This window comes from Alishewanella sp. HL-SH05 (assembly GCF_052655985.1).
The window spans coordinates 2,299,695-2,318,612 of sequence record NZ_CP199753.1; the positions used below are offsets into that span (position 1 = coordinate 2,299,695).

The following is an 18,918-nucleotide window of genomic DNA, read 5'->3' on the forward strand; positions in this document are numbered from 1 at the left end:
AAATACGTTTTACCAACTTGCCGCCATTTCAGCTTCTCTTTGTCGGATCTGTTTAGCAAGAACATCCGCTGACATCTTCCAACCATCCCCGTCACCCGCTTCGAATCGTTCCAGTGCAAAGTGGTGGCAGATCAAATTTTTGATATACAGCTCGTCCTCAGCGACATAAGTGTGCGCGACCGGTAGTAGGTGGTATGCGTGGCCGTAAGCCAGCGTATTCGTCAATTTTTTCTTCTGCATACTCTCAATTTCCTTCTCCAGAATTGATATTCATCTCTGACTGGGCACCTAAATAGCTACAGTGCAAAAGTTCACGTTTGAACTGACTATCACCCAAGTCTACCTGCCAGCGTTGCTCCAGAAAGCTAAGCAGCTTCAGGCCCCGCTCCAGAATATGCTCAGCAGTCCAATCTTCGGCTAAACTCACTTCATTTTCGGCAGCTGAGCCGTTGTAATAGCCCACACCGTTGTTGTTATTCTTCTTCAAAATGAAACTGTCTTTTTGCAACGATGAGTTTTTGGCGCGCGACAGTGGAAGCAAATTACCCAGCGAATGCACTAATAAATACTGTTGCTGCTCTGAAAACCTGCTAAAGCGCGCCTGCCAATAGGGGTCCGTAGGCGTTTGTGGAAAGATATGCTCAATTGTAACCTGATCGGTTTTAGCTTTAGCAATACTTTGCCAACTCAGCTTATCAGTCGCTTGCTTGCCTCGCGCTTTAAGCCACTGCTCGTACTCAAACAAAAAGTACCGTAGGCCATCCCACTTATAAAAGCCGTCGTTACCAAACTCGTACTTATCCTTGATATAATTAGCAAACTTCGCGGGATCGAAATACTTGTCAGTCCACTGCGAAATATTCTCAACGACCTGGCTAATAGCCAACTTTCCCTGTAGCAACTCACGCGCCATTGAGAAAAACTCAGTATCGCCTGTGTTTGAACGGCGCTGACTTAAATTAAACAAAGTGAAATTAAACCGCTCAGCATGGATGAGCAGCTTATTAATTTCATCAACCGGCTGCTTTGACACATAGGCCGCCAGAATCAAAGGCAGAAATGAGCGAAAACTAAGGCGATTAAGCCGGTCGAGATAGATACGATTATCTTCACTATCGGTATGGCTTTGCGGGTAATACGGATTGTGTATATAAAACCAATACACGATAGACTGCTGTAAACTCTTTACATAATCAGCAATTTCTTTAATCTCAAGTTTTTGCGCCTCTGCAACGGGATGTGTCACATTGCGGGCAGTGAACTTTTCGTCCAGTAAAAAATTGATGTAGTCATCACCTTTACGCCGTGAATACTTAAAATACATGGTCCAGTGATTACGTAAAAATAAGTTATCGCTCAGCGGTACATCAGGATTGCGTCCAAGATACTCATACATCGTTTTCCAGGCGTCATTGATCATGGCCCTGAGTTTTTCTTTACCTTGGTTATCGACAAATAATGTCGATAAATAGATTAACCGGTTTTTTAGCAACTCCAGGCTGGTGAGCTTTTTACCCCTGTTGTTCATGGTTTCAAAGGTAACAAAAACATCAATCTCGTCATCAATTTCGTAAAGGTTGAATCTAAGTTTTTGCGTTAACTTTTTAAATAACAGTGCTATTTCGCTAACCGGCAACGCTTTCAACTTTGCCTTAAAGTAGTCTTTGGCCACACTTAAGTTATGGGTGTATAGCGTTTGAGTTTGCTGATTAGAGTGCGAATGCAGGCCGAAAATGCGGGTTTTCAGGTATTCATCGCTGGGGTTATCTTTTTCATAGCCAAAAATATAACTTTCGCGGATATTGTCATCGGCTTTAAATAAAATAAACCGTTTTTGAATACTCTCTATCGACTGGTAATTCAACTGCTCGTCTGCTGGCACCGTTTCCAGCATCGCCTGCAACAAAATCATCGAGGTAGTTAAGCGCTGCTGGCCATCAACAACATAATAGGGTTTGTAGCCAACATCCTCGATAAGCCAGATATCATTATCCCAGCGTTGCCACTGCTCTTTTTTAACAGGTTCTAGCGTCACTACACCGGTGTAATGTATTTTATTGGCATCCAGCTGTAATAAGTCTTCCCAAAAGTCGTCTATTTGGTGCTCAGTCCAGGCATAACCACGCTGATAATCAGGAATACGTAATATCCGGCGCTCAAAAATGTCATTTAAACTGTGCAACTTCATACTACTCGCCCTTATCGCCGGTTACAGCTTTAACCTCGGCCAGTAAATTACCAAACTTGCCGTAGTTCACTTTTACGCCGTCGTCTAAATCCAGCTTAATGCGCATATCGGCGTAATGTTTTAGCTGTTCGTCAAAGGCGCGTAGTTCGGTTTGCTTTTTTTCAAGCGCTTTAATGTCTTTTTCCAGCTCGCGCTGCTGCGCCGGGCTGGCATCGGTTTTTTGCTCCAGCAATAAGCTGTGCTGGGCGTCGTATTTACCCATTAACGGCGTAACGTACTCGGTGCGCATCCGCGCCAGCGTGCTTTCGTTATAACGGTGCAGGTATACCAGGCATTCAAAGGCTTTTTCTTTGCCGCTGCTAAACAGCCAGTAAATCGGCCGCTTTTTATAGGTTTTTAAGTGGTCTTTATAAAACTGGGTGCTTAAATAACGGCGAATGGTGTCGAGTGCGCCCTCACTTTTCTTGGGTTTAATCGCATGCAGGCACAGCGACTCAGCAATAAAGGCCAGGTTTTCCTGCAAGGTTTCTTCGCCCCATACCACTTTGACAAACTCACGCACGCGGTTGGTTACATCATCAGCAAACCATTCCTGATCCGTTAGCGGTAAAATAGCATCACTATCGGGCATAAAGCGCGGGTTGGGAATTTGGTGTAAGTAATCCTGTAGCGTTTCACCCTGACTTGCGAGAATTAAGCCGGGTTTGTCGATAGAGTAACGGCCCATCATGCAGCCGACAACATACGAAAGAAAATCTTGTAAAGTATCGCATTGAAGGAGTGTTGCTAGCTCATCTTCGTTTCGGTTAAGACCGTATCGGTAGTAAGGATTGCAGTTAAGCGTTATATCTCCAATATTAATTGTCGAATACTGTTCTGTTTGAATACCATAAGCGGATGAAAAATAATTATTATTTTTTTGTTCGAAAAAAAATGCGCTCTTAATCCTCTCATCCCAGACATTGCATACATCTTCGTATGTATGTTTTAAGCTAGCCGTTATAGTTTTCATCAATGGATGAGCACTAAACCCCATCGAACTCTCAAATTCGTCCCAATCTTGACGTGTTAAACTAATTAACTCTTTGGCACATTCGATGACATCAGAATTTATAAAACAGGGAGATAAAGTGATCTTTCTGAAGTCGCCTGATTGAAAGTGAAGAGTTGGATTTAGGATTTTCGACCAGTAATTTGCGAAATTTGTGTTCATTAGTGCCAGACCGACAAAAGTCAGTTCTTTATCCCCAAAAAAAGCTGACGGGCCGGAGGCATCAAAAATAAACCCTTCGGGCAAATACCTGCATGATAGTTTTCCACTTGTTACATCGGACCAAGTAATACCTTCGGAGAAATAGAACTCTTCTCCCCTAGCACAGGAGTTTTTCTCTGATTTAATATCTTTTCCATTGTCTAACCAATTAACGACAAAATCATAATTTCCATACCATTTGCGGAATGCCCCTCCCTTGTTGTACGGAAACCATTTGCCATTTATCTCTTTATGAGAAATTTCAAACCATCCACGTACATATTTCCCATTGTTTCCAGTTTGAACTCCATTAGAAGAAGTCGCGTATTCAGAAATCGCAGGGTAGCTTTCGAAAAAGCTTAGTTCTTGCTCGCTAGCCCAGTATGCAATTGGTGCTCCGGGAATCTTCATAAAATCCGCTGCCGAGGCGCGATAGAAATACTGGCTTTTATCTTGTTGTTCTTGTTGGCTCATGCCTGTTCCCCTTTGGGTATTACTTTGCGCGCGTGCGCCATATCCTGGTTAAAACCGTCTGGTACTGGTTTAAATGGCTTTTCTGGTGAGCGGTGGCTGGACTGAAATGCACGTAGTGCCGCCACGTCTATCTCACCGGTAATGCAATAATCGTGATTGCCACCTTTCACCCGCAAAATGTCACGGGCCCAGCTGTCTTTTGCTGGTGCGCGGATGCGGCTGTCGCCATATTTACGGTTATTGCTTTGAATAATGTAAGCGTGAATATCTAACGCCGAAGATTCTACCAGTGCATTAAAGGTTTCAATATCCGGGTTCCACTCTGGAACAAACAGCGCGTCAATTTTACCGCGCAGTGCACTGCGGTAATGGATATTGGTGAGCTCACTACAAATCAACGTAGCGAAGTAGAAATCTCCGTGTTGAATAACTGGCGGCGTTTGCCAGGGCATTTGTGGCGATAAGTTTAAACCTGCCAAATCGTGCAACTGCGCTTCTTCATGCAGGGCCGGTGTTTGTTTATCCTGGCGATAGAGTAATAATGAAGGAAAACCAAAACCGTCATGGGTCAGCGAAGCCCATACTTGGTTATGCACCCGTTTTTTTGGTGCATGTAAGTATTCAATCCCCGCGATAAGCGATATACGCCGGCCATGTAATTTAGCGGCGACACGCATAAACCACTGGGGTGGCATAGCAAGTTCTGGTAGCAACAAATAACTGGCATGGTCTGGCCGTGAAATTAACTCATTAATCAGCCGGTTCATGCGCTGGTAACGCTTTCGGCTATCAGGGCATGGCTTATTCATTGCTGCGGCGACATAGCTTTCATCGCTGGTTAGCCAACTGGCTACAGCTACGGCATGCTTAGGTTTACGGTTTGCCTCATCATCAGGAATTTGCAGCAGCCGCTTATGTTTATGCCAAACCGGCATACGCTGCGGGTTAATGTCAAAACCACGCAAGGCCATTACTGCTTGGTTAATGGCTGTTTGGCTATCCATATCAAAGGGCGAAGGTGCCAGCAGATAAAGCTCGTTTAAGCTAAAAGGCCGGGTGGCAAAAAATAGGCCTGGCGGCAGTTGTTTCAGCTTAGGTTTAAACCAGGTTGCAAAGCAATTAATGCCCTGCTCTAGCGCTTTATTCGGTAAACTTGGCCAACTTGCTGCACTGATATGCTGTCGCTTTGGTATACCGCGCTGGCTGATCATTTCTTTTGGCAGGCCGCAAAAGCGCAGCGGCATATGCGCAAGATCGTGGCTAAACAGCTTAGCCTGTAACTTTTGCAGCTCGGGCAGGATATGCGGTATTACCCGCGTTTTTATCGGTGCAAAAATGATTTCATCACCTAAGCGAAGCCAATGCGATTCAATAAAACGTTGCCAGTTGTGCTTAAATTGCCTGCCGGGTGTTGGTGGCAAAGCACACACAATGCTTTCCAGTAAACTTTGTGCCAGGCTCACCCGCCAACGCCGTACTTCTGGTTTTACCTGCTCATGCCTTAATAAACCGGCTTTAATCTGATGAGTACAATCGTTCTCGATACTGTCTGCTAGTAGCTTTAACCGGTGTAACATAGCACCCAAATGTTCAAAGTCTTCACAGGCTGCAGCCATGCGCACAATGCGCGGCAAGTAGGGTGCTTGTTCAAAAAAGGTTGGCGCGGCTAACAGGTGGTTTATCACTGCGTTAAAAAAAGCATGGCGCTGTTCTTGCCAGGCAGATGGCGGTAAATCTCGCTCGTAAGCTTCGTAATTACGTAAGTTCAGTGCAAAGCCAGCCCGGCTTAACGATAGCGCGTCAGTTTTACGTAAATTATCAGCATACTCACCAGCGTGGTTAGTCGCTTTTAATAAATCGGTGGCAATGGTCTGAGGATTTTCTGGTAACACGGGTAATGAGCGCCACTCACTCGCACGCTGGTTGATTTGTTCGGTGATGGCATTAACCAATGCTGTACCGGGTTCTCCGGATAGCACAAACAACTTGTTTTTGCTGTTTTCAAATACGATGCGATCGCCTTGCAGATAGTCTGGTTTAAACTTCACTGCGCCACCTGAGAGCGCTAACAAATCGTTGCCGCCATCACGGTTGATCACCCACTGCCAAAAATCTGCGCTTTGTTTAAGGTTGCTGGTGTTTTCCATCACTAGCAAAATATCATCGACATAGCGGCCGTAATACAGCGGTACTACTTGTTGTGAAATAAATTGGTCGAGCTTAATTAAGGCGGTATTGGCTACCACTGCAGAAGCAGGCAGGCCAACGGGTAAGCCTTTTTCTAACGGAGTGTTTTTAGCCCAGGCCTGTAGCGCAGTGATAAACAGCTGGTGCAGTTTCGTCTGTTGTTCAGATAAATTAATACCAATTTGCGCCAAAAAACTGGCCGAGAGCATAAAGCCGGCATTGAGCTCATGGTAAAAACTGCTGACATCGGCGGTTAGTGCTATAACTTTTTTCTTTTCAGTCAGCGCCGAGCGCATGGCTTTAATTGCACCATCGCGCCAATCGCGAAACGGTTTTAAATACGGTTTGAAACTGCCCAATGCCATGGGATTAATTTCATTGTGCCTGTTACGACGCAACCGGCTGCCATACACGTTGTCTGTTAGCTTCTGATCAAACAGATGCCCTACCTCTAACATCCACAACGCCGACAGCACATGAAAATCAATACTGCACAGTGCCATTAACCGAAATTCAGCGACCTGTGCTGGCTTAGTTGTAATTCTGTTAGTCCAATCCTCCTCGGGCGAGGCAAAGATCACCGACGTTTCTTTATTGTCGTAAGAGCAGCACTCTGGCTTATCTTTGGTTTTTATCGCTTTAGGTGCCAGTGTCCAATCGCCTAAAAAAGCCTTTTCGGTAATCCAATCTTCATCAGCGCCATTGATGCGTGTTTGCAGCGCAGTAAGATTATCCAGCAGCTTATCTTCGTAATCAGCAATAGCGAGTAGCGGTGGATTGGTCGAGTAATACAAATCCACCTTGGCTTTGCGCCAGGCCAAAATTAATTGTTCGAGTGTGACTTGCATGGGTTATCGTCCTTGAATTGACCTTAAAATAATTTCTATTATTTATTAATAGCCCTTGCTGCCTGAATAATTTCAAGCGCTGTTGGCCCTTGAACTGCTGCTCCTTTGAAATCAGATAACCGAACATAACCACCTCTGAAGCCAGGGTTATATGCATTTTCCAAAGTGAAAGTACAAATGGGTACCGTAGCGCCATCAAAACCGGAGTACTCAAGCTGTATCAACGACGTGATGGTTTTTTCAGTGATCAAATGCTTCCGTAGGTCTTCATAACTAGAGATGAACATCCAGACAAATGGCGTCATAAAGCCGAGTTGGCCTCGGTCTTTCGCAAACTGCAGATTACGGATGATAAACGCCGAAAAAAGGTCTTTATCGTAGCCTTTAAAATGGGTTTTTAAATAATCTTTTACAATCGGAATGAGGTACTTATTGCCCATGTAGGGTGGGTTAGCAATTACGTTGTCGTATTTATCTGCCAGTACAATCGCTTGCTGCACTATTGGCATTATCACCTCAGCAGCTTGCTTGGCAGCTGGATCGGTGCCTTGCAGTTTTTCCTGCAATAACGCCTGCAGGTTTTGCAGTTGTTCTAATTTTGCATGCTCAATTTGCACTAACGAGCCCAGCGTTTTCGCCTGCGCAAAAGCGGTTTTTAAATACTGCAATAAGGTAAAGTATTGATGGTACAAGCCATGCTGGGTAGGCTCGGCCACTTGGGGTAAGGCATCGTCTAAGCCACCAAATAAATCCCCACTGCTGCCACGCTGCTGTTTGCCTTCCAGATTCAGCGCTTGCCAGAGTTTATTTACCTCAAGCTGGTCGGTTTGTTGCAGGGCAAAGATATTTAGCTGCAGTTGCTCACTCTTTACACGCACAAAAATGCGCCGGTCGTCTTCACGCGCTTTCATCATTAGCGCAAAGCCTGAGAGCTGGGCGGCGCGATCGTCGATATCCAGGCCAAAGATATTTTTGGTCAGAATAAGCTGCGGAATATCGCGCAGCCGATAGCCGCGCTCTAAGTAAATTTCGCGCAGTAGCTCGTATACTTCCACCAATATATGGCCCGAGCCACAGGCCGGGTCCAGCACTTTAATGCTTTCTGGCTCGATGCTAATTGGGGTATGGGCTGTTAACTGCGCTTGCACTTCGGCCGGTTGCTCGCCCGGGCCAATATAATATTCCATATTGGCTTTAATGGCAGAATCGGGATAGGTTTGCAGCCACTGCCGCCCTACCGAGTTTTGTACCAGATATTTTACTATCCAGTTTGGCGTAAACAGCTGGGTTGCCGCGGGGATATCTTCTGATTTCACCACTTTGCCGATCACCGCATCTTTATGCTCAGAGATATAAAACTGATATAGCCAGCCGATAACTTCGATGTTTTGCCAGTCTTCTTCTGGTATTTCTTCAACCAGGCCTTTTAAAATCGAGTCGGTCTTGGTCAGGTTATCTGGCAGCAACAGCTCGGTGGCATCGTCCAGCGCTTCAAACATAAATGGCATAACGGCATGCAGGTAATGGCATTGGCCTAACAGCAGCTCGCGGTAGAGCTTTTCTTGCTGGTTACCGGCCAGCTGCATTTCAATCAGCGATTTTTTATCCAGCTCCAGTAGCTCGGCGACTTCAGCAGCATGGTCCAGAATTTCCGGCAAGCCGGCACTGCCGTCTTTACTGCTTAATACCCGAAAGCCATGTTCCAGGTAGCCCTTTAACTCCATAAAGCGAATGGCGGCCAGGCGGTTAAACCAAGTATAAGCCATTTCACGGACAAAAAGGTTAAAGCCTTTTGCGGTTAAGCGGCTTAACAGCCGGTTGCGTTGTTCCGCTTGCTTACGACTAAATGCCCGGCCTTCGATAATGGCGGTATCACCCTGTAAGGTAACAGCGGCGGCTTTATCGGCATAAATGCCTAACCAGGCCAGACGGTTTTCTACGGCCTGCATAAACAGCCGGCGGGCTTTCGGAGCGTAGGCTTTTAAGTGCTTAGTGTTCATCAACTGGCATCCTGCTTATTTAATACGTACTTTATGATTGGTGTTAACCAGGCTGAGCAGTTCACTTTTCAGCGCAGTTAAGCAGGCATCGATATCCTGTTCGGTTTCCAGATAGCCACTTTGACAGACCTTGCTAAAAATACTGCTGGTTTGCATCGACACCACTTTTTTGGCTGGTGGAGTATTCAGTACCCGCTCTGGCGTTTTGGGAATGGCGTAAGCTTCTGCCGGATTTTTACTGGCGGGCGCAGCGACCGGCGCCGGCTGGACTTTGGCCTGCTGCTCAATAAAGCGGTTAATCAGTTGTTCGGCGTCATGCTCCCATTCTTCGGCCTCGGTAATATCCTGATGAATTTCGGCAATGCTCTCACTGCTGCTGAGCCGTTGCAGCGCTAACTGGAAGGGGCGCAGCGCCTGATTTTTCAGCTCGGCACTGGCGTGTGCTGCATTCAGCAACTCGGTAATACGCTCGATGCGCAGTGCCAAACGGCTTTCAGCATGAGTGCGTTTTTGTTGTAACAGCGTGGTAATAACCTGATTAACCTGCTCTATCAGCGGCTCAATTTCGCGGATTTGCCGGTACGGCCTTGCTTGCTGAAAAATAGCTTGCAGCTTTTCTAAGGCGGCATTGGCTTGCGGTTCTTTAATTAGGGCCAGGCGGTTACGCTCAAAACGGACATTAAGTGCCTGAGTCAGCTTTTGCCAGGTTTGAAATTGGCTTTCATAGAAGTTTTCCAGATCCTGAAAGTCCTCTTCAAAATCCAGTAAGGCGCCCTCTTCGCTGATAAAACGCTCGATAAACTGAAAACTATTTACAGCCTCCAGTAAACCCGCCAGCAAGGTGATACCGTTGTTAATTTCGGTCAGCCCCGGGAATTTTCCGGTCGAAGCTTTAGCCTGATATTGCTGCAGCTTTTTCAGCCATTGTTGCAGGCGATTTTGCGCATCATCAAACAGCGCTTTTTCATTTTCGGTAGCGTTGACGCTAAATAGCTCGCGAAAGAGTTTGGCAGCGCGCTTAAGGTTGGCGTCGCTTTGCTGCTTAATGCGGCGCACCCGCAGTTCAGCACGTTTACGTACCTGTATAAAGTAGTCGTATAGCTGGCGTAGTGGTACGTCTTGTTGCCGCAGCTGAAAACAGATTTTATTCGCCAGCGCCAGACGGGCCAGGATCAGGATAATTTCGTCGTCATTCCAACCGTAAGGACGCCTGGCAAAGGTTTTTACCACGTCGTCGGCACTGAGCGGCCGGCCATAATCTTCATTCAGCGCAATGTGCTTTTCAACTTCCAGACAAGCCTGCGGATTAACCGCTGCATCGGCAAAATCGAAATTGGCCTGGGCAACATCATCTGCCAGCAGTACATTCTGAATTTCACGCTTAATGTCGCCGCTGTAAGGTTTTACCAGCTTGAGTTTACCGAAGGTATTTTCAATAACGTAGCGGTACGCCTCATCCAGCATGCTGCTTACCACACTACCTTTTAAACTTAGCTCAGAGCCAAGCGCAAAATAAGCGGCGTCTTTTAGCAGCTGCTCAACTTCTGTACAGAGCCGTTTGTAACGACTGTTATTTTCTGAGGCTTTATCGCGCAGCAGTCTTTCTTGCTCTGGCCGGTTGCCGGCGGTAACGCGTAGGAATTTTCGAGTTTTAATGTAGATGCGTAGTTCATTGAATAATCTAGCTTTATCATCAAGTTTAATCAGAATACAGCCATTCCCCTCGGCTGAAAAAGTCATGCAGCGGCTTTTGTCAAAATCGTTATAAGCCGGATCGATGGGTGATAATACCTTAACTACCAGATCATTCTCCGTCGAGCCATCACGCGGAATACCATTACAATAGCGGCTGATGGCGAAATCCTGTTTATTTTCCGGGTAGCGGTAATTGTTATTGCGGCGCAGTATTTCATCAAAAATCAGGTTACCCAACTCGGCGGTCTCGTCGGAGATTTCGGTGTCGGTATTTTTGATTTCATTCTCAATTTCTTTTTCCTCATTAGTGAGGAAAATATATTCATCGCCCTGGCGGGCAATCAGCAGGTTTTGCTCCAACACGATCAGGCTTTGTTCTATTTGCCGGCGCAGTGCCAGTTTATCCTGGTCAACTTCGGTGATACACAGTGTTACCAGGTTATCCAGCGTCGATTTAATCACATCGACATAGCGGATCAGGAACAGCGTTTTCAGGATATTGACGGTAAATTCGCTGATCGAGGCTTTTTCTGAGGCTTGATCAATATCTTTTTTTACTGCGGTATCTAAAAAGCTCTCGATTGCCGGGTAGAAGAAGTAAAGTGGCACCAACACCCCTACTTCGGCTTCGCCCACCTGCTTGGCTGCGCTTTGGAAGGCATCAAGTAACGATCGTTCGCCACGGCTCAGGTGTAACCCGGTAGCGCCTGCTTTACGGATGGCTTCAAAGATTTTTTGTACCAGGGTGTAATGGTATGGCACAAAGGGATAGCTGTGCACAAAACTGCTGACATCCTGATAATTGCTAAGCTCTGCCGTGGTCGTTTGGTCAAATGACAACTGATTCCGCAGAATATCGCCTTTGGCATCGTAGAGTTTACTAAGCTCGGTACGGGCTTCGCTGTTTTTTTCCAGTAAGCGTTTTTCTATAACTTCGTTGGTGTTTGAGCTGGATAGCGATAACCGTTCAAACCGGCCCTGGATTTTTGAGAAATCGCCACTGTTAGCTTTCATTTGCCCCAGCACGGCATCGATATCTTCCTGCGATGTCACAATAACCCAAGCACGACCTTCACAAATGGTACCGAGATTTTCGGTAATGGTTTGAAGTTTCAGCATCATCTGGGTGTTGTTGCCGATAAACTGCCCGACCTCATCGACGAAAAACAGTAAGCGCCGCTGCGGGTTTTCATCCAGATATTCTTTAACCCACTTACAGAAATTGGCGATATCCAGCGCAAAGTTTCTTTCTAACTGTTCAACCCATTGCCGGGTAGACTCGGCGGTTTGCCCGGTGACATCACTCAGGGCGCTGGCGATATCATCCCGGAAAAAATCATAGGCATCACGTTCAGCTAACCAGGTTGAGCCGGTACGCTCGGCAAAACTTTGTTTAAATTTTTCATACAGGCCGCGGCTGGCCAGATCCCGCTCTAAGTGCGCGATATGCGGGTGATCACCGCTGTAACCCATGGTTTCATTAAAGACTTTTAAAAAGACCTTAAGAATGGCGTCTTCTTTGTCATCGGTATTGGCGCGGCTATCGATATTAAACAAAATAACCGTATTTTCTTTCGCAACAGCCTGTTGCATGTCGGACAGTAAAAAGGTGTCACTGATTTTTTCTTTGAAGAAATCCAGCGCGCGCTTGGTTGCGCCCTGGTGCTCGGCAGTCACGTTTTGCAGCAGGTAGGATAAGATTTTAATAAAGTGCGATTTACCTGAGCCAAAAAAACCACTGACCCAAATACCTAATTTACCGGTTTGTGCTTTTGATTTTGGATCGGTAACCGATGGCATGTAGCTTTCAAAAAAAGCTTCAAAATGTTCGCCCAGCTCTTTGGTAACGACATACTCGTCCAGTTCAACAAAGACAGTAGCATTATTGGTTTGATCGGCTTTTACCACGCCGTTGATTGGCCGGTGAATGTCCTTGGTAAACAGTTGTTTAATGAGCATCAGACTGATTCCTTGTTAATACTTTTAAGGCACTAATTTAAACGCCCGGTAATAGTTATTCGATTCAATACGGCCAAACGGCTTGAGCATGGTGCCATCGTATTCGCCCGGGTAAAACAGTACGGTGGGTACGGCACCCACTTTGGCATGCAAGGCGTTCAGCAGACCATGCCCGCGGATCATTGGCCAGGCACTGCCTAAACCATGCAATAAAATAAATTGGCTTTGTTCGAGATTGGCCTTGTCAGCGATAAAATCGGCCATGCGGTTTTGTTCCAGCGGACCTTTTAGCGCATTAAATAACGCTTCGTCGCCTCGTTCTTGCTGTAGTTGAAATGCCCGCTGTAACAGGTTGCGTTGCTGCAGCAACTCGATAATGCAGTTAAACAGGTTAATGCTGGCAAAGCTGCGGCCACGTTGCTGTAATTTTTGGGTAATCAGCTGCAGATGCTCACGCACCACCAATTCATGTTCAGCGGGATAGTCGAAAACATAAAACCCGATTTCGTTACCCAAGCCCTGGTTATGCAGAAATTCCTGGCTTTCCAGTTTATCGAGTATTTTATCCAGGCGTTTTTGCAGGTTTTTAATACTACTCATTTACGCTTCCATGGCATTAATAATGTCTTCCCGACCTAACTGTGCCAGCAATTGCCGCACTTCGGGTTGTAAATAAACATTCTGTAAGTGTTTTTGGCGGGTGTCGTTGATATAGCCCGCATCCGCCACACACTTTATTGCAACCTGAGCAATTTTATACGTTGAGCTCTCGGTTAACGTTGCAAGCTCCGGAAATAAACGACAGCGCTGCTGCCAAAAGTGTTCCCAGTCGCTGGCATCAAGCTGGCTGCGGAATAAACGCCGGGCATCCAAGACAACACTGCGCATAAAGTCAGCGAGAATTGTCGAGTTGATCAAGGTGGCGGCAAATATCAGTTGCGTCGAAAGCTCGGTGTTACCATATGCCAGTTTTTCTAAAAAAACATCATTCACTGTGGCCAGACGCTTTTTGATAGTAGCGGCATTACGCTTAGCCGATGCATCTGAACGTTTTTGCAGGATATTCTGATTGGTAATCGCATTATCCCAAGCCGCTTGATCTGGCTTGGTCAGTAACAAGGCAGCTATCAACTGACTTTCACGGATCATTAAACCACCACCAATAAGATCGCCCAGATAGTCTTTATATGTCATTACAGCTAACCGATTTTGCTTGAGATTGGGGCATTATAACCTTTATTGCTGCGATTACTGTGGATATGGCCCGGCTATGCACTTGTTTGCCCAGCAATTAAGCAGGCAGCGGGTTTGTTAATTCCAGCTCGAGTATCAGTTAAACTTTTATATATATCAATAGGCTTGCCTTATCCATGGCCATTACCTATCACTGCCGTCTTAATTTCGGCTACGTCAGATAGTAGTGATGTTATGAGGCTGGTTCTATACTGATAATGTATTCAGTGTACGTTTTTCATGCATTACCCATTCATAACAAACAACATTCTATTTCTTAGCTGGCATTAAGCGGCCACCTTTGGTCTCCTGAATACGAAGCGAAGCATTTTAATGGCATACCAAAGCATGCCGAGCAACCACAGCAAAGCACCTAGCAACGTTAAGATGGCTTCAAAAAGTATTCGCATAACTTTAAAAATCGATTTCGCCATTTTGGGCGCTAGGGTGATATAACCAGCATATTTGGTTTTGGTGGTTTTTGATAACTTTGAGAGTCTGGCGGTATCGCTAAAATCATCTGCGTATTGCAAGGTTTTGGTGAGCCCGAGAGCATCAGAGTTGAGGAATATCGTTCTCAAATCATTCATACCATTAACTACAGGATCAAGGGCTTTAACGTTGACTGTTTTTTTGGCTGCAGCCGTCACCTCATCAAGCTGAGACTTACTGAACGACTCTAAATTAGTCTTCTTTACAACAACGGCTAAATCATCCAGCGCAGGTTTGTTAACAACGTTATCGAGATGTCCAGCAACATATTTTTCGAGTTTACTAGATAGCTTACCTGCCTTTTTAGCACCCTTAATCGCCGTAACACCTGTACGGATTGGCACACCTGCTGCAGCTGAAGAGCCTCCGTTCATCCATGATGCAAGGGTCAAACCTGTGCCAACGACACCGATAATAGATAAACCGACATTAAAAGAGTTGTAATCAGGGTAAGCTTCAAACTCTTTTGATAGCTCACGAAAATCGCTAATACCAAGCAAGTCTGAACTCACAGAACCTGCCAAGGCATAACCAGAGGTAACTTCGCCCGTTGACGCGCCGTGCATAACTTTACGGGTATTACGGGAAACCGTTGCCCAGGTAGTGTTTGCCTGTGCCAGACGCTGGATAAGCTCAGAATCAAACTTGACACCTTGGCCATGCCCTATATCACTAATAATGTTAGCCAAGTCGATTTCATCGTCATCCAAGGCAATTTTTAATTTATTGTTGAATTCTGTATCAGGTACAAAACGCAAATGCACTCTGACAAAGGCTTCATTGGCATGTTGATAGATAAAAAATTTCGCCGAATCAAAAGCGAGTGGTAGCAAAAAGATCCCTGAACCAAAAAAGAAAATAATTATCAATATATTACGCAATAGCTTCATAAATATCCCTATTAATTTTAATTAAGCTAGTTCTGATACTTTGCTATCTATAGAGGTGTTTTTGACACTTTGTTGTAACGCGTTTCGTACCTCATCGCGCTTTTGACGGCTCAAAAAGTCGAGATTTGCTGAACCAAAAGTTCCGGCGACATTCAGGCAGTACCTGACATGCTTTTTAGCAGACTGCTTGAATTTTGTCTTTCCTTTAGCTGTCGTTCCGGTAACAACTTGCTGCTTAGTACTCCAGCGCTGAGTATCAAGGTACAAATTTTCAATTTCAGCAAGTAATACGGTTTTACGTCGCATCAGATTCCAGTAAGGCTGCAGAAGAATAATGGCCAGAATACTGTTTTCAAGGTCACTCGCGGGAAAGGCAAAGGTTTGGTTTACCTGATCAACTTCATAAAGATGATTGGCCCGATAAATAATGACGCTTTGGATAAATATCAGAACCAGAATTACCGATAGAACTTGCAGTAAGTCGAACAGATAGCAGATAAAAATGGCTACAGCACTTAAAATAAACAGGTTAGTTCCGGATTTTCGCAGCGCCATCCAGACGTCATAAATCTTATAAACTTTCATTTAAATCCTTTTAAAAAATAAGATACTAACGAATTAGATTTTTTTATCCAAGCTAAGAAGGATAACAACCTAGACTTTAGAGAAAATCAAACTAAGTTACAATAAGCCTAACCACTTCCCCACCAACTTAGGCACTTCGGTAGCGGCTTTGCCTTTGATAAATTGATACCCGGCATCATTATCGGTGGCTTCTAGGTTAATCAGCACTTTTTCGGCATCGTCGCGCGCATAGAACAGCAATGACGCGGCAGGGTAAACTTGCAGCGATGTGCCGACAACCAGAATTTTATCGGCACTGGCAACCTCTTTGATGGCGGGCTGCATGGCTGGTACATCTTCACCAAACCAGACAATATTAGGTCGAAGCGCTGTGCCATCTGAGGCGAGCTCCCCCACTTTTAATTCGCGCTCGCCGATAACTTCAATCAGGTTTGGATTTTTGCTGCTGCGCGCTTCGTTAAGCTTGCCATGTAAATGCAACACCTTGCTCGACCCTGCCCGTTCGTGCAAATCATCGACATTTTGCGTTACCACCACCACGTTAAAGGCTTGCTCTAGTTTGGCAATGGCTAAATGCGCCGCATTTGGCTCTGCTTTCGCTGCTTGTATGCGCCGCGAATTATAAAAGCGATGCACTAATGCAGGGTTTCGCGCAAAAGCTTGCGGGGTGGCTAAGTCTTCCAGATCATATTGCTGCCATAAACCATCAGGATCGCGAAAAGTCGCCAGGCCACTTTCGGCGCTAATGCCGGCGCCACTGATAATCACGATTTTGGTTGCTTGCTGACTCACTGCACTCTCCTGATTAAATGTAAAAGCTATATCAGACGATGGATTTAAGATTGACCGCAGTTTGACCGCTTACCACGACAAAATAAGTCGCATTTTGGCGACTACTGTTGGCTTCAGCGCCTTACTCTCGCTGTGATCGGATAAATGCCGGCTCCTCAAATTAATCATAATCTCCAAGCTGTAACGCCTGTTGCCGACGTCTGGCCTCGGCAGGTTGGCGCTCGCTAATACGAATACCAAACACCTCAAGGTGTACCAGCTCCATTAACTGCTGCACCTGTTTGCGGGTGCAAAGATGTAACAGTTCCCCAGCATGAATAAAGCCCTGCGCTCGCAGCCGCTGTTCACTATTATCTTTACCGGCCTTGCTGGTTTGAAAGATGTCGCGAAATTGGGATTCGAGCGTAATTAAAAACAGATCCTTTTGCAGCATATTCATTGCCACCCCCTTTGATGCGTTTGGCATCCCTGCCAAAACATACCTGTACTATTATTGGCATCATGCCTGTCCTGATCCGTGTTGGTGCATCCAGCACCTAATCCTCTGTCAACTGCAATAAACTTCAGAAGTGTTATCTGCGGCAGCACATTACGTCCTGTTGCTACAGAATACGCTGTTACCAAAATAGCACCACACTGTGTAAGTGTTCAGTGTATGTTTTTCAGGCAGACCATTTTTATTATCAGGTTATAGCTTGCCAAGTACAGTGCATTTCCTGTTCGCTCTGGTTAAGATAGATGCCTTGATAAAGCTGGTTGACTGTCTGGTAAACAGACATATTTGACAGGAGCTGGGATGCATAACCTGAAAACTGAGTTACCAAACTGCCTGGATGACAGCGGTTGGCCACTGCGCTGGGAGCTGTTAATGCGTTACCGGCTGATTGAAATCGTCGCGCTATGGGAAGGCCGTTTAACCACTAAACATTTGTGCAACAGCTTTGGTATTGCGCGCCAGCAAGCCTCCAAAGACATTAATGCCTATTTGCGGGATATTGCGCCGGGCAATCTGGTTTATGATGGCAAATTAAAGGGCTACAAACCTGCTGCCAGTTTTACCCCAAAAGTCACCAGCGGTCTGGCCGATGAGTACTTGCATGCGCTGGCCAGTACCAAAGATTTTGCTCATACCTTTAGCCAGCTTGATTTGGGCTTTGCTCATACTGAAATGCTGACGCCACCACTACGCCAGGTAAACCCGGATATTCTGCGTGCGCTGGTGCAGGCGGCGCGTGATGGCAAAAAGATTGATATGGGTTATGTGTCGCTCACCAGTCCCGATGAAGAAAGCCGTATAATTGCGCCGCACACCCTTGTCTGCACACCGCTGCGCTGGCATGTGCGGGCCTATTGTGAGAAAAACCGTGATTTCCGCGATTTTGTGTTAAGCCGTTTTCGCGGCATAAATGGCATTGAAGGTGATGCTGAGATAACCAAAGCGCAAGATGAACGCTGGAACACCAGCATCGACATTGTGCTGGTGCCCGATTCCCGGTTAACGGACTATCAAAAAGCCATTATTGCCGAAGATTACAATATGCAAAGCGGCAAGCGAGTATTTTCAGTACGCTCAGCACTGGTACCTTATGCGGTGCAGGCTCTTAACCTGGATTTAGCTAAAATTGAAGCGCGTCCTGAAGCGCAGCAGATCATGGTGGCGAATCTGGAAGAAGTGAAACGGCATGCGTTTTAAAAAAATGACCACAGGCGATACCCGTGGCCATTGGTCTACAACATCAAAGCGTTAATCTAACGAAGATAACCGCTTATCTATCTCGCTAAATTGCTGAATTTGACCATACACCTCATCACAGAGATCTGCCAGATACACCTCTTCATCAATGGTGAAATAACTGGCCAGCACTAACTGCTCACATTCAGGCTCGGGGAGTACCAATACGTTTGGGTATTCCGCCTGAATAATTGACGCCAAGTCTCGGTGATGTTGATTAAAGATCATGGTAAAACCCAAATAGCGGCTGCCCGCAGTCGGCTTTGTCCAGCAGCCGGGTAACATGCTATAGACATGAAACGTGCCAAACGAGACAGGAACGGCCAGCATCACTTCCCTGTTTGGGTGGCCTGCCGCAGGTCGAAAGCAGATATTTAAACTGGCCAACATTAATAGCGCAAATCCCTTGGGGCTGATGCCACAAATCGGCTCTTCAAAAGGATCATCCCCACCAATCACACCGGTTCTCGCACCTTTATATTCGAGATACAGGTGAATACTCAGGTTTTCCATTTCCAGCGAATGGCTATAATCAGACAGGTCAAGCAAGGTTTGGTTATCAAGTTTCATCAATGGAATGTTCATAAGGCC

The 18,918-nt window shown here is 45.9% G+C and carries 14 protein-coding genes; 1 reads left to right on the forward strand and 13 read right to left on the reverse strand.

The annotated features are described in order from the left end of the window. Positions 1-9 precede the first annotated feature (9 nt). The 12 genes from ACUJFL_RS10530 to ACUJFL_RS10585 all read right to left on the reverse strand — a co-directional run bounded on the left by ACUJFL_RS10530 (position 10) and on the right by ACUJFL_RS10585 (position 17,034). Entirely contained in the window at positions 10-240 is a 231-nt protein-coding gene (locus ACUJFL_RS10530; protein WP_445427423.1) for a hypothetical protein, read from the reverse strand. A 4-nt stretch (positions 241-244) separates the two neighbouring features. Further along, positions 245-2,188, reverse strand: coding sequence for a DUF262 domain-containing protein (locus ACUJFL_RS10535; RefSeq protein ID WP_445427424.1), 1,944 nt, complete (start codon positions 2,186-2,188; stop codon positions 245-247). 1 nt (position 2,189) lies between these two features. Further along, positions 2,190-3,914 (reverse strand): BREX-1 system adenine-specific DNA-methyltransferase PglX, encoded by a 1,725-nt coding sequence (pglX, locus tag ACUJFL_RS10540; protein WP_445427425.1) that lies wholly within the window; start codon positions 3,912-3,914, stop codon positions 2,190-2,192. Beyond that, the gene (locus tag ACUJFL_RS10545) at positions 3,911-6,949 is read right to left on the reverse strand and encodes an RNA-directed DNA polymerase (protein WP_445427426.1); all 3,039 of its coding nucleotides are present in this window, start codon (positions 6,947-6,949) and stop codon (positions 3,911-3,913) included. Before ACUJFL_RS10545 ends, pglX (ACUJFL_RS10540) begins: the two co-directional genes overlap by 4 nt. A gap of 38 nt (positions 6,950-6,987) precedes the next feature. Next, entirely contained in the window at positions 6,988-8,949 is a 1,962-nt protein-coding gene (pglX, locus tag ACUJFL_RS10550) for a BREX-1 system adenine-specific DNA-methyltransferase PglX (RefSeq protein WP_445427427.1), read from the reverse strand. Positions 8,950-8,964: 15 nt separating this feature from the next. Next, on the reverse strand, positions 8,965-12,603 hold the full coding sequence (brxC, locus tag ACUJFL_RS10555; protein ID WP_445427428.1) for a BREX system P-loop protein BrxC: 3,639 nt from the start codon (positions 12,601-12,603) through the stop codon (positions 8,965-8,967). A gap of 24 nt (positions 12,604-12,627) precedes the next feature. Further along, entirely contained in the window at positions 12,628-13,203 is a 576-nt protein-coding gene (locus ACUJFL_RS10560) for a DUF1788 domain-containing protein (RefSeq protein ID WP_445427429.1), read from the reverse strand. Beyond that, complete coding sequence (locus tag ACUJFL_RS10565; protein ID WP_445427430.1) at positions 13,204-13,797, reverse strand: DUF1819 family protein; 594 nt, start codon at positions 13,795-13,797, stop codon at positions 13,204-13,206. A gap of 326 nt (positions 13,798-14,123) precedes the next feature. Then, entirely contained in the window at positions 14,124-15,218 is a 1,095-nt protein-coding gene (locus ACUJFL_RS10570) for a hypothetical protein (protein ID WP_445427431.1), read from the reverse strand. 21 nt (positions 15,219-15,239) lie between these two features. Beyond that, positions 15,240-15,803: a GTP-binding protein gene (locus ACUJFL_RS10575; RefSeq protein ID WP_445427432.1), complete on the reverse strand. Its 564-nt coding sequence runs from the start codon at positions 15,801-15,803 to the stop codon at positions 15,240-15,242. Positions 15,804-15,899: 96 nt separating this feature from the next. Further along, positions 15,900-16,595 (reverse strand): SIR2 family NAD-dependent protein deacylase, encoded by a 696-nt coding sequence (locus ACUJFL_RS10580; protein ID WP_445427433.1) that lies wholly within the window; start codon positions 16,593-16,595, stop codon positions 15,900-15,902. Positions 16,596-16,755: 160 nt separating this feature from the next. Beyond that, the gene (locus ACUJFL_RS10585; RefSeq protein ID WP_445427434.1) at positions 16,756-17,034 is read right to left on the reverse strand and encodes a hypothetical protein; all 279 of its coding nucleotides are present in this window, start codon (positions 17,032-17,034) and stop codon (positions 16,756-16,758) included. Positions 17,035-17,391: 357 nt separating this feature from the next. Between ACUJFL_RS10585 and ACUJFL_RS10590 the strand changes: the two genes are divergently transcribed. Next, positions 17,392-18,288 (forward strand): helix-turn-helix transcriptional regulator, encoded by an 897-nt coding sequence (locus ACUJFL_RS10590; protein ID WP_445427435.1) that lies wholly within the window; start codon positions 17,392-17,394, stop codon positions 18,286-18,288. 51 nt (positions 18,289-18,339) lie between these two features. Here ACUJFL_RS10590 and ACUJFL_RS10595 read toward each other — a convergent pair whose 3' ends face one another. After that, positions 18,340-18,912 (reverse strand): hypothetical protein, encoded by a 573-nt coding sequence (locus ACUJFL_RS10595; RefSeq protein WP_445427436.1) that lies wholly within the window; start codon positions 18,910-18,912, stop codon positions 18,340-18,342. Positions 18,913-18,918: the final 6 nt, after the last annotated feature.

Bases quoted from the DNA above. Each gene is read 5' to 3' on its own strand.
- ACUJFL_RS10590 (WP_445427435.1), top strand. From the start codon at position 17,392: ATGCATAACCTGAAAACTGAGTTACCAAACTGCCTGGATGACAGCGGT.
- ACUJFL_RS10570 (WP_445427431.1), bottom strand. From the start codon at position 15,218: ATGAAGCTATTGCGTAATATATTGATAATTATTTTCTTTTTTGGTTCA.
- brxC (WP_445427428.1), bottom strand. From the start codon at position 12,603: ATGCTCATTAAACAACTGTTTACCAAGGACATTCACCGGCCAATCAAC.
- ACUJFL_RS10535 (WP_445427424.1), bottom strand. From the start codon at position 2,188: ATGAAGTTGCACAGTTTAAATGACATTTTTGAGCGCCGGATATTACGT.
- pglX (WP_445427425.1), bottom strand. From the start codon at position 3,914: ATGAGCCAACAAGAACAACAAGATAAAAGCCAGTATTTCTATCGCGCC.
- ACUJFL_RS10585 (WP_445427434.1), bottom strand. From the start codon at position 17,034: ATGAATATGCTGCAAAAGGATCTGTTTTTAATTACGCTCGAATCCCAA.
- ACUJFL_RS10575 (WP_445427432.1), bottom strand. From the start codon at position 15,803: ATGAAAGTTTATAAGATTTATGACGTCTGGATGGCGCTGCGAAAATCC.
- pglX (WP_445427427.1), bottom strand. From the start codon at position 8,949: ATGAACACTAAGCACTTAAAAGCCTACGCTCCGAAAGCCCGCCGGCTG.
- ACUJFL_RS10560 (WP_445427429.1), bottom strand. From the start codon at position 13,203: ATGAGTAGTATTAAAAACCTGCAAAAACGCCTGGATAAAATACTCGAT.
- ACUJFL_RS10595 (WP_445427436.1), bottom strand. From the start codon at position 18,912: ATGAACATTCCATTGATGAAACTTGATAACCAAACCTTGCTTGACCTG.
- ACUJFL_RS10545 (WP_445427426.1), bottom strand. From the start codon at position 6,949: ATGCAAGTCACACTCGAACAATTAATTTTGGCCTGGCGCAAAGCCAAG.
- ACUJFL_RS10565 (WP_445427430.1), bottom strand. From the start codon at position 13,797: ATGACATATAAAGACTATCTGGGCGATCTTATTGGTGGTGGTTTAATG.
- ACUJFL_RS10530 (WP_445427423.1), bottom strand. From the start codon at position 240: ATGCAGAAGAAAAAATTGACGAATACGCTGGCTTACGGCCACGCATAC.